Below are 25,600 nucleotides of genomic sequence, written 5' to 3'. Positions count from 1 at the left end.
CGCGTGCCTGCCGTGCCGACGCCGGGCCGCACGGGCAGGGTGGACAGGGCGGCGCGCGCCGGCGGCAATTCGCGCCAGCGCGCGGCCAGCCAGAACAGCAGCAGCGCCACCACGCCGAAGAACAGCCAGCCGTAGATCAGGTGATCGACGCCCACGGCCAGGCGCATGTTGCTCAGGTGGCCCAGCATCACGATCAGGTAGGCGCGCACGCCATTGGCCACGATGGGCACGACCAGGGCGGCGGCCATGACGGCCAGGCGCCGCCCCGTGCTGTGCACGTTCACGTGGGCGTACAGGGCGCCCAGGGCCAGCGCGGCGATCAGGTAGCGCAAGCCGCTGCACGCCTCCACCACCGACCAGTTGCCTGTGGGCAGCGAGAAATTGCTGCCATCGCGAAATACGGGCACGCCTGTCCATTGCAGCGCGGTGACCGTGAAGGCGGCCGTGAAGTCGATCAGCGGTTCCAGGAAGACTTCGCCAAATGGCACGGCGAGAAACAGGTAGGCGAGCGGGAAGGCCAGCAGGCGCACGGCCGGCCAGCCCAGGATGGCCAGCACGCAGGCGGGCAGCATGGCCGTGGCCGCATACTGTTCCACCACGGGCACGTTGGCGGCATCGGCCAGCAGCCAGCCCAGGCCCAGCGCACCCAGCAGCAGCAAGCCCTGCCACGTCGGCTGGAGCGCCAGCGCGGCCAGGCGGGCGCGCTGGCGCCAGGCCAGCCAGCAGCTGATGGGCACGATCAAGAAGCCATGCGCGAACGTTTGCGAGCGGGACCACAATTCCAGCATCGACCAGAACGTGGCGTGGTACAGCAGCACGACGGCGGCCAGGGCCAGCAGCAGCAAGGCCCGGGCGGCCTGATGCGGTCCATGGCCGTACGGCAGGAAGGCCGCGTCCGGCAAGCGGGCGATGCTGTCGAGCTGCAGGCTCATGTGGATGGCTCCCGCACGGGCAGCGGCGCTGCAGCCGCGCCGCTGCCACCCGCTTCGGCTTCGGCAGGCAGGCCCAGCATGGCGCCCAGGCCGCGCAGGTTGCGTTCCCAGTCGTACTCCTGCAACACCAGCTGGCGCGCCGCCGCGCCGATGGCTGTGCCGCTGCCTTCGGTTGCGCCGCCCTGGGCCTGGCGCAGCACGCGCGCGGCATGGTGGATGAATTCGGCGTCGTCGCGCGCCAGCAGCAGTTCCAGGCCCGGCTGCGCGGCGATGCCTTCCAGCGCCTGCGGCGTGGCCAGCACGATCTTGCCCATGGCCATCGCTTCCAGCACCTTGTTCTGCACGCCGCGGGCAATGCGCAGGGGGGCCACGGCCAGCGCCGCGCCGGCCAGGTAAGGCCGGATGTCGGACACCTTGCCCGTCACCACCACGCCCGCGACCCTGGCCAGCGCCGTCACGGCAGGCACGGGCGCATTGCCGACGATATAGAACTGCAGCTGGGGAAACTGGCGCCGCAGGGCGGGCCACACGTGGCGCACGAACCATTGCACGGCGTCGACATTGGGCCAGTAATCCATGGCCCCCGTAAATACCAGCGCCTGCACGCCGGGCGCATACACGGCGGGCTGGGCCGGCATGGGCGCGAAATACGCCGTGTCCACGCCGTTATTCACATGGCCCGTCTTGCGCCGCGCCATCGGTGCGCACTGGCGGAACAGGGCCGCTTCGGCGGGCGAGACGAAGCTCGAGGCCGTGAACTGCTGGGCGATATGGCGTTCGTACTGCAGCAGCAGCTGCGCCTCGCGCCGGTACAGCAGCGACATGGGCCACGGCTTGCTGTCGCCGTACTGGCGCCACTTGTCGGAATCGACATCGACGAAATCGATCACGCGGTGCAGGGAGCGGCCCGCGCTGCCGTCGATGTATTGCGCCATGGGCCCGGAAAAGGCCAGCGCATGGCGCACCTTGCCGCTCGACAGCAAGCCGTCGACCCATTGCAGCAGGCGCGCATCGCGGTAGTAATGCACGCTCATGGCTTGCCGCGACAGCAGCGCCTGCATGGCGCGCCAGCGGGCCGCGCCGCGCCCCAGGCCGATGAAGCGCGTGCTGGCGCACAGGGCGGCCACGGTTTTCGCGTGCTGCCAGTCGTCGTCATCGTCGATGAAGCAGCCCAGGTGGACGCGGAAATGCCGGCTCAGATATTGCAGCATGTGCCACGAACGTATCTTGTCGCCCTTGTTGGGCGGATACGGCAGGCGGTGGGCGAGGAAGAGCAGTTCGCGCATGGTGTGTCCGGATGCCTAGCCCAGTTGCCGCACGATATGCGGCCCCAGCAGGTTGGCCAGCGGCAGCGGCAGGCGGCGCCAGGCGCGGATGAACAGCGCGTACCTGGGATTGAGCGGGTTGACTTCCGGTAGTGCCCTGGCGCGCACCAACTTGTAGGCATACGGCAGCGGCTGCGGCGCGAAACCCCAGTTCTTCTTGAAGTCGCAGGCGCCCGTGCCCAGCTTGCTGCGGCCGAAATCGAACAGGCGGCAGCCGCGCGCGCAGGCGCGGCGCATCGACTCCCAGTACATGAAGTCGTTGGCGCCCGTGCTGCGCGCCAGCACGCTGCCGCCGCCGTAATAGGGCAGTACTTCATCGCGGAAATAGAACTGCAGCACGCTCGCTTGCGCCTGCTGGCCGTGGTACACGGTGAGGATCTCGCAATCGGCGCCGAACACGGCGCGCAGCAGGGCAAAATGACGGCGCGCGAAGACGGGCGTGCCCAGCCGGTGCACGCTGGCCGCGTAGATCGGGTAGAAGCGTTCGAGGTCATGGTCGATGGCGCTGTGCAGGCCGGCCGCCATGGCCTTGCGCACGACGGCGCGCTGCTTGCGGGGAATGGCCAGCAGGTTCTGTTCGGCATCGGCATGCAGGGTGTGGCGGAAGGTCGCGTACAGGGGCTTGCGCAGCCAGCGGGCCGGTGCCTTGTCCGGTGCATCTTCTCTCTCCTCGCGCCAGCGGTATTCCAGGTGTCCCACGCCCAGGCGCCGGGCCAGCGCCTGCGCCGCCTCGTCGAGGGCTTGCCGGACGTCCCCGCTGCCGCCGGCGATGCCGCCGTACACGCAGAACGGCAGCGAGACGAGCGAAGAGCCGAACAGGCGGCTGCGCACGTGGGCCAGCGGCAGTACGCCCGCGATGCGCCCGTCCTGTTCCGCGTACAGGAAATGGCTGTCGTGCCGGAAACCCTGTTCCATGATGGTTTGCCAGCCGGCGCGGTGAAAGAAGGTGGCTTCGGGGCAAGCATCGACAAAGGCATCCCAGCGCGCATGCTCATGCCCCTGCAGCGAGCGCACGGCAATGGCGCTTGCGCGCGGCATGGTGCCGGGCGCAAGCGCCGGGAGGTCGAAGGGAGGGCTGGCCTCGTGCATCATGTGCTTTCCAGAAAAATACGGTCCATGCGGTCCCAGGCGAAGTCGCGCGTCAGCCGCGCCAGCCGCGCTTCCATGCGCCCCAGGTTCAGGTAGTGGCGAAAGCGCGTCTTCGCGCTGAGGCCGGGTGGGCGGGGCTGGCCGGGATCGAGTTCCCAAGGATGAAAATAGAATATGCCAGCTTGCCCGTCGCGCGAATTGATGCGCCGCAAAAGCCAGCGCGACAGTGCATACGGCATCAGGCGAAAATAGCCGCCGCCGCCGGCCGGCACGTTGCGTCCGTGCAGGCGCACGGTGCTGACGGGCAATTCCAGCACGCCCAGCGGCCCCCGCGGATGCCAGGCGAAGCGGGGCGCGCCGGGCATGCCGTAGTGGTCGTGGCGGATCGGGTAGATGCTGGAACTGTAGCGGTAGCCCGCTTCCTGCAGCACGTCGAAGGCCCACAGGTTGGCCGCGCCGATGGAAAAACTGGGCGCCCGGTAGCCGTGCACGGGCAGCCCCGTCAGCTGTTCCAGGATGGTCTTGCTGCGGCGCACGTCATCGGCAAATTGGGCGGCTGACTGGTCGCAGGCGCGCAGGTGCGCATAGCCGTGGCTGGCCACTTCGTGGCCCGCACCGGCCACGCGGCGCAGCATGGCCGGATAGCGTTCGGCAATCCAGCCCAGCGTAAAAAAGGTGGCGTGGATGCGCCGGCGTTCGAGCAGCAGCAGGATGCGCTCGATATTTGCCTCGACCCGGCATTCGAGGCGGGGCCAGTCTGCGCGCGCGATGTGCGGCGCAAACGCGGATACCTGGAAATAGTCTTCCACGTCGATGGTCAGCGCGTTGCGCAACAGCGCGGGCGGCGCCGTCATGGCGTGCCCCCGCGTGCGGCCAGCCAGGCGGCGATGGCGGCGGCGATGCGCGTGGCCGCGTGGCCATCCCACAGCGCGGGCAGGCGGCCACGCTTGCCGCCCGTTGCCAGGGTGGCGCGCGCCAGCGCCAGGATGACGGCCGGGTCCGTGCCGGCCAGCGTATTCGTGCCGTCGCTGACGGTGACGGGCCGCTCCGTATTGGCGCGCAGGGTCAGGCAGGGCACGCCCAGGGCCGTGCTTTCTTCCTGGATGCCGCCCGAATCCGTCAGCACCAGGCGCGCCCCCTGCATCAGGCCCAGCATTTCCAAATAGCCCAGCGGCGGCAGGCAGACGATGCCCGGTTGCGCCAGCAATGCTTCCAGGCCCGCCAGGCGCAGGCCGGCTGCCGTGCGCGGGTGGATGGGAAACAGCAGCGGCAGCTGCCGCGCCAGTTGTCCCAGCGCCCGCAGCAGCGCTTCCAGTTGCACCTTGTCATCCACGTTCGACGGCCGGTGCAGGGTCACCAGGCCATGCGCGGGCGGACAGGCGTGGCCGTGGGCGCGCAAGGTGGCGGCGGGCGCGGCGGCGCGGGGCAATTGCTGCCGCAGGCTGTCGATCATGACGTTGCCCGTGAAATGGATGCGTTCGGGTGCGATGCCTTCGCGCAGCAGGTTGGCGCGCGCGCCTTCCTCGCTGGTCAGCAGCAGGCTTGACAATTGATCCGTCAGCACGCGGTTGATTTCCTCGGGCATGTGCCGGTCGCCGCTGCGCAAGCCCGCCTCGACGTGGATCACGGGGATGGTCCGCTTGGCCGCCACCAGCGCGCACGCCAGCGTGGAATTGACGTCGCCCACCACCAGGACGCCATCGGGCGCCAGCGGCGGATAGGCGTCCAGCACGGCGTCGAAGCGGCGCATGATCTCGGCCGTCTGCTGTGCGTGGTTGCCGGAGCCGACATCGAGGGCGATGTCGGGCGCGCGCAGGTCCAGGTCGGCAAACAGCTGGCCGTTCATGGCCGTGTCGTAATGTTGCCCAGTGTGCAACAAGGTCGTGCGCACGGCGGGCGCCTGGCGGTCCAGGGCGGCCAGGATGGGCGCCATCTTCATCAGGTTGGGGCGCGCGGCCACCACGCACAGCAGGTGTGCGGGCGTTGCTGGCGGCAAGATGGGCATGCTGCATCCTCCTTAGAACTGCATGTTGAGCGTGGCGCTGACGCCGTTCTCGCGGTAGCCGCCGCCCCGGGTACTGCTGTGCTGGGTGCGCCGCAGGTCGATGCTGGCCGTCATCTTCGGCTGCAAGGTGCGGCTGAGGCCAGCCGTGACGGTGACGTTGTTGTCGCGTCGCGGGGCGCTCAGCGAGCGCACGCTGGCGTAGCCCGCATTGACGTTTACGCTGGTGCGCGACGACGCTTGCCAGCTCCAGCCCACGTTGCTGCCCACCTGGCGCGTGCGGTCTTCGCTGCCGAATTCCACGCCGGGCAGCAGGCCGCTGTCGATGCCGCTGGCCGTCTGCGCCGTGCGGTCGACGGCGTTGACGGCGACGATCACCGTGCTTTTCGCCGTGGCGCGGGCCGCCGTCAGGCTCAGCTGCTTTTGCAGGAAATAGCGGTTGCTGAAGTAATTGATGGCGCCCAGTTCCGGGCCCAGCCCGTTCGCATAGCGCAGGAAGGCGTCGATGCGCAGGCGGCGCTGCATGGCGTTGGGGAAGATGCCGCGCCACAGCTGGTCCAGCAGATTGGCTGCGTCGGCATTGCCCAGGCGCAGGTACTGGGCGGGCATGGTGGTGATGTTCTCGCTGTAATTGAGCGACCAGTTCGTATGCCGCTGCAGGAAGTGGGCATCGAGGCTGTAGGTCTGGCCAAAGAAGCGCCGCCCCGTGCTGAAGGCCACGCTGGTGCGCGGCGACGGCGTCCAGACGCCGCCCACGGACCAGAAACGGCCTTGCGGCGCCTTGCCCGTGCTGCTGGCATAGCCTTCCTTTTCCGTGCCCGCGCTGGCCGTGGCCGCCCATTTGCTGCTGAACGGGTAGCGCAGGCCCACGCTGCTGCGCTCCATGCGCTCCGGCGCCAGCTTGCTGTTCTGCGTATTGCGCCTGTCGTAGCTGGCGTTCCAGCTCCAGCCGTTGCCGTGCGGTTCGCCGCTGAGCAGCATCTGCACTTCATCGCTGTGCATGGCCAGCAGGTCGCCGCCGCTGGCCACCGTGCTGCGCGTGTAGCGCAGTTCGGCCGTGCCCAGGGCGCGAAAACGGTGGCGCAGGTAGGGGCTCAGCATGGTGGTGCGCACCGTGCTCTCGTTGCCGCTACCGGGCAGTCCGTCGATGATCTGCGGCCCGAACGGCGAGACATTCTGGCGGCTCACGCCGGCGCGTGCCTCGACGTGCAGCCAGTCCTTGACCAGTTCCGCCTCGGTGGACGCCTGCAGCTGGTGGGTGTCCGTGTCGGGCCGGTGCAGGTAGTGGAACTTGCGCCAGCTGTAGTCGAGGTGCACCTGCAGCCGGGGGCCGCTGCCGATCAGGGCCAGGGCGGGCGCGATTTCCGTGATGAAGTCGGACCTGGCCTGCGCCTGCGGCGCCAGCACGGCGTTGTCCGTGTAGCTTTCGCGCAGGCGCAGCGACGGCACCACCAGCCAGTCGACGGCGCCGGCGGGCGCGGGCAGCAGCAGGGACAGCAGCAAGGGGACGGATCGCGGCGCGCGGCGGCTAATCGTAATAGCCATAACCGTAGTAGTCGGTGCCGGGGAACGATTTGGTCTTGTTGTAGATCAAATGAATGTGTTCGCACGATTCGATCTGGCGCAGCGCTTCCTTGACGGCGTGCTGGGTCGTCGTTTCCGCCTCGACCACCATCACCACTTGCCCCATCTGTCCCACCAGCGCGTGCGCCTCGCTGGTGATCAGCAGGGGCGGCGAGTCGAAGACGACGACGCGGTCCGCATAGCGGCTGGCAATCTCGGCCAGCAGCCGGCTCATGGCCCGGCTGGCCAGCAATTCCGTTGCATGCTTGTTGCTGCGCCCGGCAGGCAGGATGCTCAGGTTGGCCACGTTGGTTTTCAGGATGACGTCCGCCATGGCCAGCTGCGGGTCCAGCAGCACGTCCATCAGCCCCGGCTCCGGCGGCAGGCCCAGCACTTTCAGCACGGACGGGCGCGCCACGTCGGCGTCGACCAGCAGCACCGTGATATCCATTTCCATGGCGATGCTCATGGCCAGGTTGACGGCGCAATACGTCTTGCCTTCGCCGGGCATGGCGCTGGTGACGACGATCAGGTTGCCGTGGCGGATGGCGTCGGCACCGGTGGCGCGGGCCTGGCGCAGCAGCGGGCGCTTGATGATGCGGAAATCCTCGGCCACCGAGCTGCGCCCGCCATCCTGCGTGAGCATGCCTTGTTCCGCCAGCCGGGCCAGGTTCAAGGTCCGGTAGCGGGGGTTCAGCGCCTCGGCCTGGGCGTCCGCCTGGTCCGCGCCATACGGCACGCCGGCCTCGGCCACGCCCAGGATGGTGGGTTCCTGCCTGCCGCTGTCCTTGGTGCTCATCGTCGCTCCCGTGGTGGCGCTAGAATTTCAGCAGCGCGGCCGTCATGACCCCGCCGTACAGTACGAACAGGCTGCCCAGGCAGGCGCCAAAGCCATAGCGGGCGCGGCGGCGGCGCACCTGCTGCAGCGCCGTCCAGTTCATCGATACCGTGCCCAGCACGTTCAAGCCCGTGGCATCGCGCAGTTCGGCGGGGCTGAGGAAGGTGGGGCGCACCTGGCTGATCAGCAGGGCCGTGGCGATGCCGGCCACCAGGGCCGCACCCAGCGCCGCGCTGAACAGCAGCGGGCGGTTCGGGCCCACGGGTGCATATTGCACCGTGGGAGGATCGATGATCTTGAAGGCCATCATCTCCGTGGTGGAGCTCAGTTCGCCCGACAGCTTGGCCGCTTCGCGCCGGCCGATCAGCTTTTCATAGTTTTCCTTGTTGATGATGTAGTCGCGGTTCAGCTGCGCCAGCTGCGATTCCACCTCGGGCACGGCATTGCTTTGCGCCAGCAGGCGCTCGTTGCGCGCGTTGTATTCCTGCACGCGGGCGCGGATGGCGGCCACCTTGGCATCCGCGTCCGTCAGCGCCACCTTCAGCTGCTGCAGCATGGGGCTGTAGTTCTTGCCCGGGTCGCCGGCCGCCGTTTTCAGCTTGCTTTCCTCGATCTTGCGTTCTTCCAGCTGTGCAATGAGACGCTTCGAGGCGATGATGTCGGGATGCAATTCCGTAAATTGCATGCGCAGGCTGTCGAGGTTCTTGTTGAGCGAGGCGATGCGCTCGTCGAGTTCGGGATTCGTGATGGTCGACGCGTTCGGTTCCAGGTCGAGCACGGGTTCGTCGCCCTCGATCTGGCTCTGGATGGCCTTGCGCGCCTGCTCCGCCTCGACCAGTTCCAGCTTGGCATTGTTCAGGCTATCGGACGACATCAGCAGCTGGCTGCCATAGTCGATGCCCTGGCGCGGCAGCAGCAGGTTGTTGCGGATCTTGAATTCCTTCACCAGGTTTTCCGCCGCGCTCAGCTTGTCCTCGTAATTCTTGATCTGCTCGTCGATGAACTGCACGGCCTTCTGCGAGTCCCCCTTTTTACCCTGGAAGCTGCCTTCGACAAAGATGGTCAGCAGGCTTTGCACCACGTCGCGCACCAGCTTCGGGTCGCGGCCGCTGTAGCTGATGGTGTAGATGTCGTAGGCGTTGGTGCCCGTGATCTTGATGCGGCTCATCAGGTCGTCGAGCTGGGCCTCGTGCTCGCGCACGGTCTTCGAGTCCAGGTCCAGGTCGACCATGCGCATGACGCGCTCCACGTTCGGGCGGCTGAGCAGGGTACGGCTCATGATGGCCACCTGCTGTTCCGTATTCGGCACGCTGGTCATGCCGGCCATCAGCGGCTTGAGGATGGTTTGCGTATCGACAAACACGCGCGCCGACGTCTGGAAGTCGTCCGGCAGGGTGATCACCCGGATGAAACCGCCGATTGCCACCAGCCACGCCACCAGCACCGCATGCCAGCGGTATTTCCAGATGCCTTTCAGGCCGGAAAGCAATTGCTGTATCAATTCTTCCATGTCGCTTCCTTCAAGTGACGGTGCTGCACGGCAGAGGGCTTGGCGGCGCGGACAGGCGTCTTGTAAAAAATGCTTGCCTGTTGAGTAAGCAAAGTATAGGACCCCTGTCGAGCAAGATTTCCCAAGATGATTGCTTCTTGATACGCCTCAAGGTTGACTTGCCGGGTTTTAATAATCATAGGAAGTTCGCGGCTCAGGCTGGTTCTGCGGGGCCGCCCATGGACGCGCCATCGACCCGAAGAGGCTCCGCATGAATCCGTTTCGCCGTGCATTTGTCTGCCACGCGCTGGTCCTGGCGGGCGCCGCCAGCCTGCTGGGCGCCTGCCGCACGCCCCATCCGCCGGCGCCCGCCGACGACAGCGCGCCCATGCACGACTACCTGATCGGCCCGGGCGATTCCGTCAACATCATCGTGTGGCGCAATCCGGAAGTGTCGCTGACGGTGGCCGTGCGGCCGGACGGCAAGATCACCACGCCGCTGGTGGAAGACCTGGAAGCGAGCGGCAAGACGTCGACCCAGCTGGCGCGCGACATCGAGCAAGCGTTGGGCAAGTTCATCCAGCAGCCCGTGGTGACGGTCATCGTCACCAATTTTTCGGGACCGTACAGCGAGCAGATCCGGGTGATCGGCGAGGCCGCCAAGCCGCAGGCGCTGCCGTACCGGCTGGGCATGTCGCTGATGGACGTGCTCATCGCCGTGGGCGGCATCACCGACTTCGCCGCCGGCAACAAGGCCAGCATCATCCGCATGCGCGAAGGCAGCCAGCAGCAGCTGGGCGTGCGCCTGGACGACCTGCTCAAGCATGGCGACATTTCCGCCAACGTCATGATGCGGCCCGGCGACGTGTTGCTGATACCGGAGAGTTTTTTCTAAATCGGCAATAGTCCTGTCAAAACAGCATTTTTGTTTGTCATTTTGTACTTGCGGGCAAATTTCAGCGTGCAATTTTGCTATTAAATAGCGTATTTCTTCTGTTTTTTTTGCCTGGCGTGGGAACTTCTCCAGTTTTTATCTTGTCACAAGGCATTGGCTTCAGTCCGTCTCGACGGCGGCCGATGAACGTGAGGACAAGATGAGCTTTGACGATGAACCCATTATTTCCTTCGACACGCCGGGCAATTTCAGCGACCTGGTGGTGGGCGAGGGGCAGATCGATCCCGCCATGGAGCACGAACTCGACCTGCAGCGCTTTCATATCCGCATGGCCAATTCGCGTGGCCGGCGCGAAGCGGCGAGTTTGCTGATCCGCAAGATGTACGGCTGGCGCGGCTATGCCGTCGATCCCGGCATTGCGCATGCGCTCAATAAGATCACCCTGTTTGCGGAAACGGCCGGCAGCACCGTCGGCACCATGACCCTGTGCCTGGATAACGACGAGACGGGCTTGCCCGCCGACGAAAACTTCCGCGACAAGCTCGACGTGCTGCGCGAAGAGGGGCGGCGCCTGTGCGAACCGTCGCGCCTGGCCATCGACAAGGGCGTCAGCAAGCGCGTGTTTGCAGCGCTGATTCATATTTCTTATATCTATGCCCATAATATTCACGGCTTTACTGATTACGTGATCGAAGTCAACCCCCGTCACGTGGTGTTTTACAAGCGCATGCTGGGTTTCAAGGACTTCGGTGGCGAACGAGAGTGCACGCGCGTGGGGGCGCCGGCCGTGCTGCTGCGACTGGACCTCGATTACATGGGGGCCCAGATCCGCAAATACGGCGGCTTGATGGAACAGCATGGGGGTGAACGGTCGTTTTACCCCTTTTTTTTTCCGACATGGGATGAGCCCGGCATTACGGACCGGCTGAGGCAGGGGCGCAACTGACAACTCATTTGTTTTTCTGCAAGATCGCCTGCATGTGGCTGCCCGGTATCGCATACGTGATGCCGCTGGGCGCGCTGATGGCCGCCTCTTTCAGGCCCTTGACGTACACCATGTTGACGATGCCGTAGACGAGACCGGTCTCGGGATCGAACAGGGGGCTGCCGCTGCTGCCCGGATACGCCGTCGCGTCCAGTTGGAACACGGTGTACGGGGCCTTTTGCAGCTGCGCCAGGCGCCGCGGGTCCAGGCGCTGCGCGTTTTCACTGGGCATGACCACGGGCGTCAGCGACGACACGGTGGCGCGGTGCGTCACGTGGTGCAAGCCCAGCAAGGTGCCCAGGGGAAAACCCGTGAAGGCCATGGCCTGGCCTTCGCGCACGGCGGCCGCGTCGCCCAGCGCCAGGGCGGGCAGCGGCGCGCCTGCCAGGCGCAGCAAGGCCAGGTCGTGTTCCGTATCCAGCGCCTGGACTTTGGCGGGGCGAAATTGCGCCACCTCGCCCTGGCCCGTGAGGATGCCGATCACTTCGTCGGGATTGGCGTCGAGCAGTTTCTGGATCACATGGGCGCAGGTGAGCACGCTCAAGCCGTCGCCCGTCACGAAACCCGTGCCGATGAAATTCATGGGCGGCGTGCGCGTCTTTTGCAGGCTGCCCACGCCGACGATGGACGGTTTCACGCGCGCGATGGTTTGCGCCAGGGTGTCGTCGGCGCGGCAGGGCGGGCCGGCCAGGGCCAGTACCAGGCAGGACAGCAGGGCGGAAGACAAGGCTTTCATGGCGGCGCACTTTCAAGGGCAGGAGGAGAGCGGACGGGCTGCAGCAGCGCGCACAGCAGCATCAGGTAGCACAGCAGGGCGATGCGCGGCACGTCGAGCAGGCTGTCGAACAGGCCCACGACGAGAAAACCCAGCAGGGCGGCGGCGCAAGCCAGCGCGCCCTGGTTGCCCCGCGTGGCCCGGCGCAGCAGGCGCAGGCCCGCCAGGGTCAGCAGGCCCAGCATCGACAGTGCACCGCACCAGCCCGTTTCCACCAGCAGATGCAGCGCCAGGCTCTTGATATGCCACGGCAAGTGATGGTGGTCGCTGCTGAAAAACCAGTAATTGTTTGCCTGCGTAAAGCGTCCATTGGCGATCAGTTCTTCGCCGCCGGGCGCGCGCAGGCTCAGATTGTCGACCTCGACCACGGACGAGGTGGCCGTGCCGCTGGCCGCCAGTTCCAGCTGCACGGGCGGGCGCAGCAGCCAGGAACCTCCGCCCAGCCAGGCGCTGTCGAACGGCACCTCGTAGTGCTGCCAGTGCTGCCAGGCCCCCACGGGACTGCCAGTCGGCACAGGATGCAGGCGCAGCGGGATATTGACGCAAGCTTGTGCATACAGCAATTGCCGCTGGCACAGGCGCACCTGCAGCACGGGCATGGGGCCCGTCCGGCGCGCATCGAGTGCCAGCGTGTAGCGTGTGGCGGGCTGCACGGGCAGGCGTTGCAGCAGCCGCAGCAGTTCGCCATAGCCGGCGCTGTAGCCGGGACTGGCCAGGCGCACGTAGCGATTGCCGGGGTTGCCGGCTTCTTCGGCATACGCGATGCTGGCCGGCACTTCGCGCCCCGGATTGTGCCAGTAGTACGTGGCGGGAAAACTGCCCATGCCCATGCCGAACAGGCGGTCGCTCCAGTCCGCTGGCTGCATGGCCAGCACTTGCCGCCAATGGCGCAAGCGGCCCTGCATGTCGAAGGCGGTGGTGGCAAAGCGTTCGGTGGCGTAATAGCTGGCCGAGACGGGGATGGCCAGCAGCAGCAGGATGCCGGCCGCGCCCGCGATGCTGAGGCTGGCCCGGTCCAGCCGCCACAGCGGCGGATGCACGCGCCCGTTGCTCAGCATCAGCATGGCCAGCAGCACGACCAGGCCGGCCGGCAGCAGGGCCGGGGGGCCGGCCCAGTGCCAGCCTATCCAGACGAGATTGCATGCCAGCATGGTCCATGCCACCATCGCCAGGCCCAGCCTGCCCGGACCCTTGCCACCGGCCTTGCCCGGCCACAGCGCGCACGCCAGCAGCGCGGCGGCCAGCAGGAACAGGAAATATGGCCCTTTCAGCCAGCCCGCGCCATGCAGGCTGGTGCCGTCCGGCCACCAGCTGGCCAGCAAGCCCTGCACGCACAGCGCGCACAACAGGCTGGCCGGCGCCAGGCGCCACGGCAGGGGCCGCGCCGCCAGCACGAAACTGGCCGCGAACAGGACCACGGCGGCCAGCAAGCCCCGGTAGCCAGCCAGGGTAAACATATACACGAGCAGGCCGGTGCCCAGGCCGGCCAGCAATAGCCTCAGCAAGAGTTTGCGTACGGGCAGCCGGCCGGGCGGGTGCCGTGGCGTACCGGGGGGCGTGCGCAGGGTTTGCCAAAACGCCAGCAGCACCGCTGCGGCCAATGCCAGGTACAGGCCCCGCGAAAAGGTGGTGAAGGCCGCGTGCAGGGCCAGTGCCAGCAGCAGCAAGGCCAGCGCCGCCTGCCAGCGGCTGCGCGTGCGCGCCAGCCACAGTCCTGCAAACGGCAGGCTCAGGGCCAGGTAGCCGTCGAGCGCCGCGCCGCCCGTGTGCATGGCGGAAAACGGCGCCGTGATGCGGTAGTCGCTGGACAGGTTCAGCAGGCCGGGAAACGCGGCCCGCTCCCACAGCGCGAACAGCGACACCATGGCCAGTCCCGCCAGCATGCCCGGCAGCGCGTAGCGGCGCAAGGCGGGCGCGTCTGCGTCGCGCAGCAGCAGCGGCAGCAACAGCATGCTCCAGGCCCAGGCTTTGCCCAGCCGCAAGCTGTTGTACGGGCTCAGGTAATTGTCCCAGGCATTCGCGTCCAGCGGCGCCAGCGGCAGCACGCCGCGCAGCACGGCGATCAGCCAGGCCAGGCTGCACAGCAGCAGGCAGGCGCGGGCGGCGGTCGACAGCCGCGCCGCGGCGGGCTGGTCCACCGCGCCCAGGCGCCAGTAACCGCACGCCACCGTCAGCAACAGCAGCACGTCGATTTCTTCGAGAAAGAACCAGCCCGTCCACGGCGCCAGGTCAAGCACGGGCAGCAAGGCGGGCACACAGAACAGCCAGCAGGCGGGACGCCAGCACAGCAGCAGAAAGTAGGCGGGCAGCAGGATGGCAAACAGCAGGCCGGGCCAGCCGTGGCCCAGCGGGTAATGGCGCAAGGCCAGCGCGCAGGCGCCGCCCGCCAGCAGGGCCAGCAGCCGCGCCGCCAGGCCGGGCAGGGCCGCGTGCGCCGCCATGGCCTAGAGCTGGGTCAGCAAGGCTTGCGCTGCGGCCCGCTGCGGAAAGTCTTTGTTGGCGGCCAGCAATTGTTCCAGCTGCTTGCGCGCGCCGCCCTTGTCGCCTGACTTCGCCAGGGCCGCGCCCAGGTGGTACAGCACTTCGGGCGACGCCGGCGCCAGCACCGCCGCCTGGCGCAGCAGGGCCGTGGCGCGCTTGACGTCGCCTTGCTCCAGCACGATCCAGCCCAGGGTGTCGAGCACCGAGGGATTGTCGGGCGCCAGCTTGAGCGCCTGCTCGGCCGTGGCCTGGGCGCGCGGATCTTTTTCCTGCTGATAGGCCCAGGCCAGGTCGTTCAGCGCCACCACATTGCTGGTGTCCTTGGCAACGATGTACTGGAAATGCCCGATGGCGTCGCGGTATTGCTTGGCTGCCAGCATGGTGCCGGCCAGGTAGGTGCGCGTGCTCAAGTCTTCCGGATGCGCCTTCAGCCAGGCCGCCATGCCCGCATCGGCGTCGCGCGCCTGTCCCGCCGCCTGCAAGGCCCTGTACAGCTGCACCTGCAAGGGGCCGATGGGGCTGATCCCGAACGCGTGCTGGTACAGCTTGACGGCTTGCTGCGGCAGCTTTTGCTCCATCAGCACGTCGCCTTCGAGCTTGTAGCCTGCCGCCAGCTTCGGCTGCTGTTCCTGCACCTGGCGCGCCACGGCCAGCGCCTCGCGCTGGCGATTCAGGTTCAGCAACATGGCCACTTCGATCACGCGCGCTTCCAGCAGACCCGGATCGAGCGCCTGCGCTCGCTTGACGGCTTGCAGCGCATTATGGTGGTCGCCCAGCGCCAGGTACAGGCTGGCGATGCGCATCTGCAAAGGCGCCGAGCTGTTCTGGATGCCGGCCAGCTTGTTGTAGCTGTCGAGCGCCGCCTGTGCCTGACCCGCGCTGTATTCCACCTGGGCGCGCAGGGCCAGCGCATCGGCGTCGCCCGGATGGCCCGTCTGCAGGGTGCGCGCCAGCTCGAGCGCCTTGTCGGGCGCTCCCGTCTTCAGGTAAAAATTGCTGAGCAGCAGAGCCGGGCCCACGGCGTCAGGATTGTCGCGGTGGGCCCGCTCGAGCCAGCGCCGCGCCTCGTCCGTCTTGCCCTGCGACGCGGCCAGCTTGGCCAGCGCCGCGCACAGGTCGGCATTTTTCGGCGCTTTCGCCAGCGCTCGCTCGAAGCGCTCCCGCGCTTGCTCGGGCTTTTTCTCGGCCAGGTCTATCTGCGCCAGGTTGTTCAAGGCGGGCAAGTACACGGGGTCCATGCCCAGCGCCTGCTCGAAGCTGGCGCGCGCGGCGGGCAAGTCGCGCAAGGCCAGGTAGACGCCGCCTTTCAGGTTCAGCAGCAGGGGATTCGTGCCTTTTTGCTGCTGCTCCATCGTCTTGACGGCAGCGAGGGCCTTGTCGTTCTGCTTGTTGCGCAGCAAGGTCATCACCAGCATGGTGCCCGCCTGCGGCGTGCTCCTGTCGAGCATGCTGGCCCGTTCCAGCTCATTGATGGCGCGGCTGTTCTCGCCCTGGCCCAGGCGGCTGATGCCCAGCGCCGCATGCAGCCGGGCCGTGTCCGGCGCCAGGGTACTGGCTTTTTCGAAATACGCCGTCGCCTTGTCGTACTGGCGCGCGCGCAAGTGCGCTTCGCCCGCCAGCGACAGCAGTTCCACGTCTTCGGGAAAGGCGGCCAGCATCGGTTGCAGCAGGGCGATGGCCGCGTCGGTCTTGCCCCGCATCAGTTCGATCGAAGTCATCATCTTGACGGCGTACAGGTGCTGGGGATACACGGCGAGGAAGCGCTGCAGATACGCTTCCGCCAGTTGCGGCGAGCCCAGCGCCAGTTGCACGGCGCCGGCCAGCAGGATCGACGGCATGTGGTCGGGCGCCGCCTTGAGCACCAGCTGCAAGGCTTGCAAGGCCGCCTTGTTTTTGCCCTGGCGAAAATCGAGCAGCGCCTGCGCTTGCAGCAGGCCCAGGCTGTTGGGCGCCGTCTTGCGCGCCGTGGCCAGCTGGGCGCCCGCTTCCGCGTAGCGGTTTTCCGTGATATCGAGGTTGGCCAGGTCGATATGCGCCTGGGTATTGTCCGGTTTTATTTTGAGGATCTGCATGTAGGCGAGGCGCGCCGGCCCGTTCTTGCCTTGCAGGCGCAGCAGGTCGCCCTGCAGGCGCATGGCGTCGAGATTGGCGGGCGCGCTTTTCAACGCTTGCGCCAGCAGCAGCTGGGCCGCCGGCACCTGCTGCTCCAGCGCCGCCAGCCGCGCCAGGCCCAGCAAGGCCTCGACCTGGTCCGGATGGGCTTCGAGCAGGCGCGCAAACACGGCGCGCGCTTCGTCCCGGCGGCCCAGGGCCAGCAGGGCGTCGCCGCGCAGGGCCAGCACGACGGGGGGCTGCGCCGCATCGTCTGGCACTTCAGCCAGCACCTTGTCGAACTGGCCCAGCATCAGCCAGGACTTGCCCAGCAAGGGCATCACTTGTTGGGCCGACAGGCCCAGCGACTTTGCCTTGCGCAATTCTTTCTCGGCCGACAGCGCTTCGCCCGTATCGATATAGATGCTGCCCAGCAGCAAGCGTGCCGCCGCGTTGTCCGGTTCCTTCTGCAGCAAATTCTTCAGTTGGATGATGGCGGCCCGCGCCTCGCCTTTCTGGCGGTACTGCTGCGCGTCGGCCAGCAGCGATTCGCTGCTTTGCGTGCCGTGGCAAGCCGTCAGCAGGGGCAGCAGCAGGGTGCAGCACAGCGCGGCGGCAGGCAGGCCGGGGAAAGGGCGGGGCAGGGAACGGGCCATGGAAGTCTCCGGTAGCGGCGTGCATGGGGAATGGGCATGGCCTAGCTTAAAAAGATGGCCGCCGCTCTCCTTGATTGCGCTCAACAAGCCGCCGATTGTCGCCGCGCGCGCTGGCCGCCGCCCCGCGTTTCTTGTTCCGGCTCAAGAATGGCCGGACCTGCAACCGTAGAATTTCCTGGACGGCGCTGCTGGGGCCGCAACCATTCGGAGCACACGCATATGGACAGCAAGGTGGAGAGCAGGACGGACGTGGTGGCGGTGGTGGGACTCGGCTATGTGGGCTTGCAGCTGGCCGTGGCGTTTGGCATGCGCCAGCGCACGATCGGTTTTGACTTGTCGGCCCGCAAGGTGGAAAGCTACCGCAGCCATGTCGATCCCACGGGCGAAGTGAGTACGGAACAGCTGCGCGCCGCGCAATGGCTGAGCGTCGGCTGCGATCCCGCCGAGCTGCAGCTGGCCGATTTCATCGTCGTGGCCGTGCCCACGCCCGTCGACAGCGCGCATAATCCCGATTTCTCGGCCCTGGCCGGCGCCAGCGCGGCCGTCGGCCGCCACATGCGGCGCGGCGCCACCGTCATCTACGAATCTACCGTGTATCCGGGCGCCACCGAGGAAATCTGCATCCCCATCCTCGAGCAGCATTCGGGCCTGCGCTGGAAGGAAGACTTCCATGTGGGCTTTTCTCCCGAGCGCATCAACCCCGGCGACAAGGCGCATACCTTGCACAGCATCCGCAAGGTGGTCTCGGGCGACGACGACGCCACCCTGGACAAGGTGGCGGCCCTGTACGAAGGCGTGGTCGAGGCCGGTGTGCACCGGGCGTCCAGCATCCGCGTGGCCGAGGCGGCCAAGGTGATCGAAAACACGCAGCGCGACCTGAACATCGCGCTGATGAACGAGCTGGCCATCATCTTCGACCGCATCGGCATCGACACGCTGGAAGTGCTGCAGGCAGCGGGCACGAAATGGAATTTCCTGCCATTCCGGCCCGGCCTGGTGGGCGGCCACTGCATCGGCGTCGACCCCTATTATTTGACGCACAAGGCGGAAATGCTGGGCTACCACCCACACGTGATCCTGGCCGGGCGCCGCATCAACGACGGCATGGCCAAGTTCGTGGCGGAAAAGACGATCAAGGAAATGGTGCGCGCCGGCTTTAAACTGAAGGGCGCGCACGTGAACGTGCTGGGCCTGACCTTCAAGGAAAACTGCCCGGACTTGCGCAACTCCAAGGTGGTCGACATGATCCACGAACTGCAGTCGTACGGAGTGCAGGTGCACGTGCACGACCCCGTCGCCGATGGCCGCGAAGCGCTGGAAGAATACGGCTTGTCGCTGGAAAGCTGGGAACAGCTGCCGCGAGCCGAGGCCATCATCAGCGCCGTTTCGCACCAGGCCCTGCTGGCCCGTCCGCTGGCCGACTTCCAGAGCAAGGTGCTGGAAAATGGCTGCTTCATCGACATCAAATCGCATTTCGACCCCCGTCCGCTGGAAGACGGCGGCCTGCACGTGTGGCGGCTGTGATGGCGGCCGATGCCTGCGGTCCGGCCGCAAACCCGGCGCCCGGCGCTCCGGCTTGGGGCCCGGCTGCCGGCGCCTACGCGCAAGCGTGCGCGCAGCTGGCCAGCGAACCGCGGCGCTGGCTGGTGACGGGCGTGGCCGGCTTCATCGGTTCGCACCTGCTGGAAACCCTCTTGACGCTGGGGCAGGAAGTGCGGGGCCTCGATAATTTCATGACGGGCCACCGGCATAACCTGGAACTGGTGCGCGCCAGCGTGGGCGAACAGGCGTGGCGGCGCTTTACCTTCATCGAGGGCGATATCCGCGATCCGCAGGCGTGCGCGCGCGCGTGCGGCGGGACAGGGGGCGCAAGCGGTGTTGCCAGTGCCGCGGATACCGTCGCGGATGTGATTGCGGGCAGTGCATTCGATGCAAATCGTGGAAGTACGGGCGGCGATGCCGGCGCTGGCAAGATTGCAGGCAAAGATGCAAGTAATAGTGCGGGAAACAGCAAGGGTGCTGGTGACAGCGCCATTGCAGGCCATGGCTGCAGCGCAGGCGGCATTGACGGCTATGGGGGGAACGGCACCGCCGATGCCGGTGGCCCCGTCGACTACGTGCTGCACCAGGCGGCGCTCGGTTCCGTCTCGCGTTCGCTGGAAGACCCGCTGCTGTGCCACGCCGTCAATGTCAGCGGTTTCCTGAACATGCTGGCCGCTGCCCGCGATGCGGGCGTACAGCGCTTCGTGTATGCGGCGTCCAGCGCCACCTATGGCGACCATCCGGCCTTGCCGAAAGTGGAACAGCATATCGGCGCGCCCCTGTCGCCGTATGCCTTGAGTAAATATGTCAATGAACTGTATGCGCAAGTGTACGCGCGCTGCTACGCCATGCAGACGGTGGGGCTGCGCTATTTCAATGTCTTCGGTCCGCGGCAAGACCCGCTGGGTGCCTACGCGGCCGTCATTCCCCGCTGGATCGCCGCCATGCTGGACAATCAGGCCGTGTACATCCACGGCGATGGCGCCACCAGCCGCGACTTCTGCTTCGTGCACAATGCCGTGCAAGCCAATCTCCTGGCCGCCACGAGTCCTGACCCGGCGGCCATCAACCAGGTCTACAACGTGGCCGTCAACGCCCGCACCAGCCTGACGCAGCTGCACGCCACCATGCAGCAGATGCTGCAGGCGGCCCGTCCGCAGCACGCACCGCTGGCGCCCCGGTACGGCGAGTTTCGCGCCGGCGACGTGCGCCATTCGCAGGCCGACATCGCCAAGGCCGCCCGCTTGCTCGGCTATGCGCCCACGCACGACCTGGCGCAAGGCTTGCGCCAGACCATCGCGTGGTATGTGGCGCAGGCTGATAGGGCCTAAGGCAAGAGACATGAGGCAAGCGGCATGAGGCGAGCGGCATGGGCTTGTCCGGCGTGAAGACTCGCTGGCGAAGTGCGAAAGCAGGCAGGCCGAGCATGACGGGCAGCCGGCCGAGCGCAAGGATCTGCCGCCCATTGCAAGGGTCAGCCGGTCTGACATGACGATACGCTGATCAACCGCGGGCTACCAGCTGCTCAAGCTAAACTACAAGGACTACAAGGACTACAAGGATTACAAGGCCTACAAGCTGCTCCGGCGCGAACCACAAGCTGGCCAGGCGCGAGGTCGCGGCTAGCGGCTAGCAGCTAGCAGCTTAGCGAATAGCAGATAGCAGGAAGCAGGTAGCGGCATGCCTCGCCCGAGGTGCGCGCACAGGTGGCCCGCGCAGCAGGTGTCCATTACCGGAGCCAGGCGCGCGCGATATGCATGCGCCCGGTCATCTGCCGTTCAGTGCTGCATGGGCGACCCTGCCGGCGTCGGTGGCGGCACTGTCGGCGCGGGCGGTTCGGGTACGCCGTCGGTCTTGCTGCGCAGAACCCGGGGCGTGCCGCGGAAATCGGCCGTATGCAGAGTGACGGGGCGGCGCCAGACGCGGGCGATATACGCAAGCACCTGTTCCGCCCGCTCCAAATCCAGGCCGCGCCCATCGCGCTGGTGATCGTGGCGCAACACGAGGCTGCCGTCGTCGTTGAGCAGGGTGACGGCGATGCAGGGCGCGCCATAGTTGTATTTGGGCGCCAAGATGGCTTCGCGGATGGCCCGCAAGTCGCGGTTTGCCAGGCGCGTTTCTCCGTCGCGGCGGCTTTCATGCACGAACAGGCCAAGGCGGTCGGCCAGTTCCCCGTCCAGATAGTTGCGTATGAAACTGAAATCATCATCGTCGCGGCAGATCTGGCGCGCCCGCGCCAATCCTTCGCGCTCGATGATATGTTCCCACATGCAAAAGCCCAGATGATAGGGATTGACGGCCAGCGCCTGCTGGTGCTCGCCCGCGTAGGGGCGCACCACGTCCGAGTGCGACTTGATGGCGGACAGATACAGTGCAGGCGGCAGGAAACGGGCTTCGCGCAGCAGCCGCGCATGCCAGTACGAGGCCCAGCCTTCGTTCATGATCTGGCAGGCGTACACGGGATAGAAATAAAACGACTCTTCGCGCACGGCAAGAAAAATGTCGCGCTCCCAGTCGGCCAGTTCTGGCCCGTATCGAGCGATGAACCACAGCAAGTCGTATTCGGCTTGCGGCGGCAGGAGCGGGCGCTGCGCCAGCCGCGCCCTGGCCGCCTCGTGCGCCGCCAGCGCGGCCGCTTCGCCCGGCAGGCGCCGGTAGCGCTGCGCAAAAGGATCGTCAACGCCGGTCCTGTCTTGCTTGCCGGCCACACCGGCGGGTACGGATGATGCGGCATAGGGCGGGCGGTGCAGCTCGGCGTGGATGTCCACGTGCTGTTCCAGCGCCAGTGCTGCGTCGAGCACGGCCTCGACCGCCTCCTGTCCGTGGCGTTGCAGCGCCGCTTCGAGACGCTGCGCCCGTGCCGCGCTCTGTTCCAGGATGTGCTGGCCTGCCATGGCGCCGAAACGGAGGAACAGGGCATTGCGGCTGGCAAAGTCGGCATGGCCCAACACATGCGCTGTGACGAGGGTGTTTTCCGCCACGGAATTATGTTCGGCCATGTAGGCATGGCAAGGGTCGCCGGGGAACATGACTTCGAACATATGCGAGTTACCCATCTTTTGATGCACGAGCTGGTGGATGTAGCGCACGCCGAACGACCAGTGACGCATGCGCACGGGCAAGCCATAAATGGCGATTTCGGTCATGAAACTGTCCGGCACCAGCTCGAATTCGACGGGGGCAAATTCCAGGCCCAGTTGGCGCGCCAGCGCTTCGATGCGCGTCGCGTAGCCGTCCAGGCCCGCAGGCTCTGGCGCATCTGGCATACCTGGCGTGCCTGCGATGCCTGCAATGCCTGTTGCCGTGTCGCCTGTTGCCTCTGCCGTGCCGCCGTGGAGGGCGGGCGGTGCAGCCGGACCAGGCCCCGCATCCGGCTGTGGGGCGGATTGCGGACTGGGCCGCGTCATGGGTTTTCCTCCGCGTCGGCCGCCTCGTGCTGGAAAAAGGTGCGGATGGCGGCCCACACATCGTCGGGCTTGCTGAGCAGGCTGCTGTGCAGGGGCAAGCCGCGCCGTTCCTGTTCGGCAAACAGGCTGTGCATCTCCGTTTCCAGGCTGCGCGGTACGCCGGGCAAGGTTTCCACATAGCCCATGTAGTTGAGCAAGGTGGCCAGTTCGCCCAGGGCCACGCTGGCCGGCGCCCGGTCTTCGCTGAAATTCTCGCCGTCGGAAGCATAGAACAGGTAGGCGTTGTAGCGGCCCGGCGCGTAGTGCTCTTTCAGCAGGTCGCGGCTCAGGCAAAAGGCCGTGGAGGCCATGGTGCCGCCCATGCCGTTGACCTGGAAGAACTCGGCTTCGGAAAATTCCCAGGCCCGCGTCGTATGGGCGATAAAGCGCGTTTCCACGCGCGCATACCGGCGGCGCAAGCCTTGCAAGGCAAAGAAAAAGAAGGACTTGGCCAGCCTGCGCTCGGCCTGCGCCATGCTGGCCGACACGTCCAGCACGAAAAACACGACGGCATTCGCGCTGGGCCGGGGCTGCGGCAGCACCTGGCGGTAGCGCAAGTCTTCGTTGGTGAAGGGCACGGGCTGCGCTTGCACCGCGCGGCGCTTGATGGCTTCCTTGACGGTGCGCCGCCGGTCCAGGCGCGAACGAGCGCCATGCCGGTCCAGACCGCTACGCACGAGCCGTACCTCGTCGATCGCGCCCAGGTGGCGCGGTTTCAGGTGGGGCAACGCGAAGGCGTCCCACAGCCAGTCGAGTATATCGTCGATGGGGAACTCCAGCAGCAGGCGCACCGTCCCCTCGCCATTGCCGCCTTCGCCTTGCGTCCCGGTCTCGTCCGTGGTGGCGGGACGCGCCGGGCGCAGGATATCGCCGGGCTGGCCGTCCCCCTGGCCCGCGCCCACGCTGTTGCGCGCGGGCGCCAGGCGGAAACGCGCATGTTCGAGCAGGCGCATGGGCACGTGCACCGTGCGCTGCTGCGGCCCGCCGATCAGGTCGGGCGTGGCGATCAGCTCGGGCAAGTGGGCCTGCACGGCTTCGCGCACTTTCTGGTTGTGGCGCAGCCAGTCGCGCGCGCCGCGCGAGAACAGCGCATACCACGGCTGGGCCAGGGCCGGCGAGGCCGAAACCGGGGCTGCCCCGTCGGCGGTACTTGCCGTGCCCGCGGCGGCGTCGCGCGCCGGGCCGCCATCGTGGTTGCCGCTGCCTGGCAAGGTGGTGGCGGACATGGCTATTCCTGCGCCAGCAAGGTGGTCACGTAGTTGAGCGCTTCGCGCGCGCTATGGGCGTCATAGCCATATTCGTCGACCAGGCGCTGCTCGACGGCGGAAATCCTGGCCCGCACGTCGTCATCGGGACGTTTTGCGGAGCCCACCAGGCGCAGCACGTCGCGCCGCTGCTCGAACAGGTATTGCTGGATGGCGTCGTGCAGCTGCGCATGGCTGGCCAGGCCAAATGCTTCGCCCCGCTTGAACGCGCTCATGGCCTTGCGTACCACCTCTTGCCGGAATGACTGCTTGCCCGAGTCGCTGATATGGATTTTTTCTTCCACGGCGCGCAGGAAGCGTTCGTCGGGACGGCGCTCTTCGCTGGTGATGGGGTCGCGGATCTGACGGTTGTCCAGCATGGCTTCCACTTCATCGAGGTATTTGTTCAGCAAGTCTTGCGCTTCTTGCTCGAATGAAACGAACAAGGCCTTGTGCACGTCGGCCTTGACCCAGCGGTTATAGAAATCCTTGCGCGTAAGTACCAGGTAATCGACCCACTTGCGCTTGCGCCGCGGCTCGATGCGCGCATCGTTTTCAATGCCATCCTTCAAGGCCAGCAACACGTCCATGGTGGAGAGGCTGTTGCGCTGGGCGGAAATGATGGCGTGCGACAGGGCATTGATGACGAAACGGGGAGACACGCCCGACAGGCCCTCGTCCGGCGCCTTGTCGCGCTCGCGCATGCGGCGGATGTCGGCCGGCTGCAGGTCGTCGACGTCTTCGTCCGCGTAGATGCGCAGCTTCTTGACCAGTTCGGCTTCCTTGTCGTCCGCTTCGGGCAAGCGGCTGAGGATGGCAAACACGGCTGCCGCATGCAGCACGTGCGGGTCGAGGTGCACGTCGCGGAAGGCGGGCGCGGCCGCCAGGATCAGTTTGCGGTAGATGCGTGCTTCCTCGCGGTAATTGAGCGTGTACGGCACTTGCACGATGACCATGCGGTCGAGCAGCGCCTCGTTCTCGCTTTCTTGCAGGAATTTGCGAAATTCGGCCAGATTCGTGTGCGCGAGAATGGTTTCATCGAGGTAGATCAGGGGGAAACGCGACACCTTGACATTCTTTTCCTGCGTCAGGGTCAGCAGCAGGTAGAGAAATTCCCGTTTGACCTTGAGGATCTCGATCATTTCCAGCATGCCGCGGCTGGCCGCGTACACGGCACCGGACCACGACCAGGCGCGCGGATCGCCTTCGTCGCCGTACTGCGCCACTTTCGACAGGTCGACGGAGCCCACCAGGTCGGCCAGGTCGGCCGTGGTGGGGTCGTGCGGCGCATACGTGCCGATGCCGCAGCGGCCCGCCTCGGACAGATGGATGCGCTCGACGGGCATGCGCAAGAAATCGCCTCCGTACTGCTCCTCCAGACGGGCGCGGCAGTGGGGGCACAGGTCGCCATGCAGTTCGGCATCATAGCTGGCGCGAAAGTCGGCGCGCATGCTGTGCGGCACCAGATGCAGCGGCGATTCGTGCACGGGACAGCCGGCGATGCCGTACAGCGCCCCCTCGCTGCTGTGGCTGTATTCTTCCAGGCCCCGCTTGAGCAGGATCACCATCGTCGACTTGCCGCCCGACGGCGGGCCCAGCAATAGCAACATGCGCCGGCCCACCTCGGAACCGGCCGCGGCCGCCTTGAAGTAAGAGGCGACCCGGTCGATCGCTTCGTCGATGCCGAACAGCTCGTCGTCGAACAAACGGCAGCGGAAGCGCCCGCTGTCATCGGTGTGGCCGTTCCAGCGCATCATGTCCCACAGGTACTGGTGCGCGCTGCGCGCCAGCAGGGCAGCCCGGCCCGGCAAGATCTGCTCGAGGAAGTCGGCAAAACTGCCGCGCCAGGGGCTGATGCGGTGTTTTGCCGCCCAAGCCGCCATGCCGTGCACGAAACCCGCATGCTGGGTGGCGTGCGGCCCGCTGGCCTCTGCAGCGCCGTTGCCTGCCGGCTCGCCTGCAGGCACTGCCGCCGCAGGCGCGTTGTCGTCGGATTGGCGTGTCGTACCAGCGCTCGTCATTGTTTCCCCATCTATACCGTTGCTGCCGTTGCCGCCGTGGAGCAGGCCCAGTTCCAGCGTGTCGGCCAAGTATACGGCGCCGCCTCTGCCCGCACGCCTGATCTCGCTCAACCTTGACGAGGGAACTATTTTTGTCTTCGCCGCCCCCTGATGGCGGTGCCCAACCGTACACCAGCGTAGTTGAATCCAGATCAATACCGGCTGGCGCGGCCCGCCCACACTGGAA

Annotated in this window: 18 protein-coding genes; 4 read left to right on the top strand and 14 right to left on the bottom strand. The window is 66.6% G+C overall.

Features of this window, described 5'->3' with window-relative positions:
* The 8 genes from xrtA to GCN75_RS01585 form a co-directional block, all read right to left on the bottom strand.
* On the bottom strand, positions 1-932 hold a 932-nt coding region (gene xrtA, locus GCN75_RS01620), incomplete at its 3' end, for an exosortase A (RefSeq protein WP_152281046.1).
* Positions 929-2,218 (bottom strand): TIGR03087 family PEP-CTERM/XrtA system glycosyltransferase, encoded by a 1,290-nt coding sequence (locus GCN75_RS01615; RefSeq protein ID WP_152281045.1) that lies wholly within the window; start codon positions 2,216-2,218, stop codon positions 929-931. The genes xrtA and GCN75_RS01615, both read right to left, overlap by 4 nt.
* 15 nt (positions 2,219-2,233) lie before the next feature.
* Positions 2,234-3,346, bottom strand: coding sequence for a FemAB family XrtA/PEP-CTERM system-associated protein (locus GCN75_RS01610; RefSeq protein WP_152281075.1), 1,113 nt, complete (start codon positions 3,344-3,346; stop codon positions 2,234-2,236).
* A complete protein-coding gene (locus tag GCN75_RS01605) occupies positions 3,346-4,200 on the bottom strand; it encodes an XrtA system polysaccharide deacetylase (RefSeq protein WP_152281044.1) in 855 nt (284 codons plus the stop codon). Before GCN75_RS01605 ends, GCN75_RS01610 begins: the two co-directional genes overlap by 1 nt.
* Complete coding sequence (wecB, locus tag GCN75_RS01600) at positions 4,197-5,351, bottom strand: non-hydrolyzing UDP-N-acetylglucosamine 2-epimerase (protein ID WP_152281043.1); 1,155 nt, start codon at positions 5,349-5,351, stop codon at positions 4,197-4,199. The genes GCN75_RS01605 and wecB overlap by 4 nt, the downstream gene beginning before the upstream one ends.
* A gap of 12 nt (positions 5,352-5,363) precedes the next feature.
* Positions 5,364-6,893: a TIGR03016 family PEP-CTERM system-associated outer membrane protein gene (locus GCN75_RS01595; RefSeq protein ID WP_152281042.1), complete on the bottom strand. Its 1,530-nt coding sequence runs from the start codon at positions 6,891-6,893 to the stop codon at positions 5,364-5,366.
* Positions 6,877-7,710 (bottom strand): XrtA-associated tyrosine autokinase, encoded by an 834-nt coding sequence (locus tag GCN75_RS01590; protein WP_152281041.1) that lies wholly within the window; start codon positions 7,708-7,710, stop codon positions 6,877-6,879. Before GCN75_RS01590 ends, GCN75_RS01595 begins: the two co-directional genes overlap by 17 nt.
* A 19-nt stretch (positions 7,711-7,729) precedes the next feature.
* Entirely contained in the window at positions 7,730-9,259 is a 1,530-nt protein-coding gene (locus GCN75_RS01585) for an XrtA system polysaccharide chain length determinant (RefSeq protein WP_152281040.1), read from the bottom strand.
* A 250-nt stretch (positions 9,260-9,509) separates the two neighbouring features.
* On the opposite strand from GCN75_RS01585, the gene GCN75_RS01580 reads away from it, so the two are divergent.
* Positions 9,510-10,133, top strand: a complete 624-nt coding sequence (locus tag GCN75_RS01580; RefSeq protein ID WP_152281039.1) for an XrtA/PEP-CTERM system exopolysaccharide export protein — start codon at positions 9,510-9,512, stop codon at positions 10,131-10,133.
* A 199-nt stretch (positions 10,134-10,332) separates the two neighbouring features.
* Positions 10,333-11,079: an N-acyl amino acid synthase FeeM domain-containing protein gene (locus GCN75_RS01575; RefSeq protein ID WP_152255691.1), complete on the top strand. Its 747-nt coding sequence runs from the start codon at positions 10,333-10,335 to the stop codon at positions 11,077-11,079.
* 4 nt (positions 11,080-11,083) lie between these two features.
* On the opposite strand, the gene GCN75_RS01570 is transcribed toward GCN75_RS01575, so the two are convergent.
* From GCN75_RS01570 to prsT, 3 genes are read right to left on the bottom strand one after another with little or no spacing between them, the layout of a single operon-like run.
* On the bottom strand, positions 11,084-11,854 hold the full coding sequence (locus tag GCN75_RS01570) for a S1 family peptidase (protein ID WP_152281038.1): 771 nt from the start codon (positions 11,852-11,854) through the stop codon (positions 11,084-11,086).
* On the bottom strand, positions 11,851-14,334 hold the full coding sequence (locus tag GCN75_RS01565; protein ID WP_152281037.1) for a hypothetical protein: 2,484 nt from the start codon (positions 14,332-14,334) through the stop codon (positions 11,851-11,853). Before GCN75_RS01565 ends, GCN75_RS01570 begins: the two co-directional genes overlap by 4 nt.
* A gap of 3 nt (positions 14,335-14,337) precedes the next feature.
* Positions 14,338-17,121, bottom strand: coding sequence for an XrtA/PEP-CTERM system TPR-repeat protein PrsT (gene prsT, locus GCN75_RS01560; RefSeq protein WP_152281036.1), 2,784 nt, complete (start codon positions 17,119-17,121; stop codon positions 14,338-14,340).
* Positions 17,122-17,340: 219 nt separating this feature from the next.
* On the opposite strand from prsT, the gene GCN75_RS01555 reads away from it, so the two are divergent.
* The gene (locus tag GCN75_RS01555; RefSeq protein ID WP_152281035.1) at positions 17,341-18,645 is read left to right on the top strand and encodes a nucleotide sugar dehydrogenase; all 1,305 of its coding nucleotides are present in this window, start codon (positions 17,341-17,343) and stop codon (positions 18,643-18,645) included.
* Positions 18,645-19,994, top strand: a complete 1,350-nt coding sequence (locus GCN75_RS29480) for an SDR family oxidoreductase (protein WP_226940999.1) — start codon at positions 18,645-18,647, stop codon at positions 19,992-19,994. Before GCN75_RS01555 ends, GCN75_RS29480 begins: the two co-directional genes overlap by 1 nt.
* 447 nt (positions 19,995-20,441) lie before the next feature.
* Here the strand turns inward: GCN75_RS29480 and GCN75_RS01540 are convergent, their stop codons facing one another.
* From GCN75_RS01540 to GCN75_RS01530, 3 genes are all read right to left on the bottom strand, one after another.
* Positions 20,442-21,929, bottom strand: coding sequence for a SpoVR family protein (locus GCN75_RS01540; protein WP_152281034.1), 1,488 nt, complete (start codon positions 21,927-21,929; stop codon positions 20,442-20,444).
* A 137-nt stretch (positions 21,930-22,066) separates the two neighbouring features.
* A complete protein-coding gene (locus tag GCN75_RS01535) occupies positions 22,067-23,335 on the bottom strand; it encodes a DUF444 family protein (protein ID WP_152281033.1) in 1,269 nt (422 codons plus the stop codon).
* A gap of 2 nt (positions 23,336-23,337) precedes the next feature.
* The gene (locus GCN75_RS01530) at positions 23,338-25,443 is read right to left on the bottom strand and encodes a serine protein kinase (RefSeq protein ID WP_226940998.1); all 2,106 of its coding nucleotides are present in this window, start codon (positions 25,441-25,443) and stop codon (positions 23,338-23,340) included.
* Positions 25,444-25,600 lie beyond the last annotated feature (157 nt).

This window comes from Janthinobacterium violaceinigrum (assembly GCF_009208555.1).
GTDB lineage: Bacteria > Pseudomonadota > Gammaproteobacteria > Burkholderiales > Burkholderiaceae_D > Janthinobacterium > Janthinobacterium violaceinigrum.
This window is presented reverse-complemented; position numbering and strand designations above follow the sequence as displayed.

Coding starts and splice junctions, on each gene's coding strand:
- GCN75_RS01615 (WP_152281045.1), bottom strand. CDS start 2,218: ATGCGCGAACTGCTCTTCCTCGCCCACCGCCTGCCGTATCCGCCCAAC.
- GCN75_RS01610 (WP_152281075.1), bottom strand. CDS start 3,346: ATGCACGAGGCCAGCCCTCCCTTCGACCTCCCGGCGCTTGCGCCCGGC.
- GCN75_RS01605 (WP_152281044.1), bottom strand. CDS start 4,200: ATGACGGCGCCGCCCGCGCTGTTGCGCAACGCGCTGACCATCGACGTG.
- wecB (WP_152281043.1), bottom strand. CDS start 5,351: ATGCCCATCTTGCCGCCAGCAACGCCCGCACACCTGCTGTGCGTGGTG.
- GCN75_RS01595 (WP_152281042.1), bottom strand. CDS start 6,893: ATGGCTATTACGATTAGCCGCCGCGCGCCGCGATCCGTCCCCTTGCTG.
- GCN75_RS01590 (WP_152281041.1), bottom strand. CDS start 7,710: ATGAGCACCAAGGACAGCGGCAGGCAGGAACCCACCATCCTGGGCGTG.
- GCN75_RS01585 (WP_152281040.1), bottom strand. CDS start 9,259: ATGGAAGAATTGATACAGCAATTGCTTTCCGGCCTGAAAGGCATCTGG.
- GCN75_RS01580 (WP_152281039.1), top strand. CDS start 9,510: ATGAATCCGTTTCGCCGTGCATTTGTCTGCCACGCGCTGGTCCTGGCG.
- GCN75_RS01575 (WP_152255691.1), top strand. CDS start 10,333: ATGAGCTTTGACGATGAACCCATTATTTCCTTCGACACGCCGGGCAAT.
- GCN75_RS01570 (WP_152281038.1), bottom strand. CDS start 11,854: ATGAAAGCCTTGTCTTCCGCCCTGCTGTCCTGCCTGGTACTGGCCCTG.
- GCN75_RS01565 (WP_152281037.1), bottom strand. CDS start 14,334: ATGGCGGCGCACGCGGCCCTGCCCGGCCTGGCGGCGCGGCTGCTGGCC.
- prsT (WP_152281036.1), bottom strand. CDS start 17,121: ATGGCCCGTTCCCTGCCCCGCCCTTTCCCCGGCCTGCCTGCCGCCGCG.
- GCN75_RS01555 (WP_152281035.1), top strand. CDS start 17,341: ATGGACAGCAAGGTGGAGAGCAGGACGGACGTGGTGGCGGTGGTGGGA.
- GCN75_RS29480 (WP_226940999.1), top strand. CDS start 18,645: ATGGCGGCCGATGCCTGCGGTCCGGCCGCAAACCCGGCGCCCGGCGCT.
- GCN75_RS01540 (WP_152281034.1), bottom strand. CDS start 21,929: ATGCCAGATGCGCCAGAGCCTGCGGGCCTGGACGGCTACGCGACGCGC.
- GCN75_RS01535 (WP_152281033.1), bottom strand. CDS start 23,335: ATGTCCGCCACCACCTTGCCAGGCAGCGGCAACCACGATGGCGGCCCG.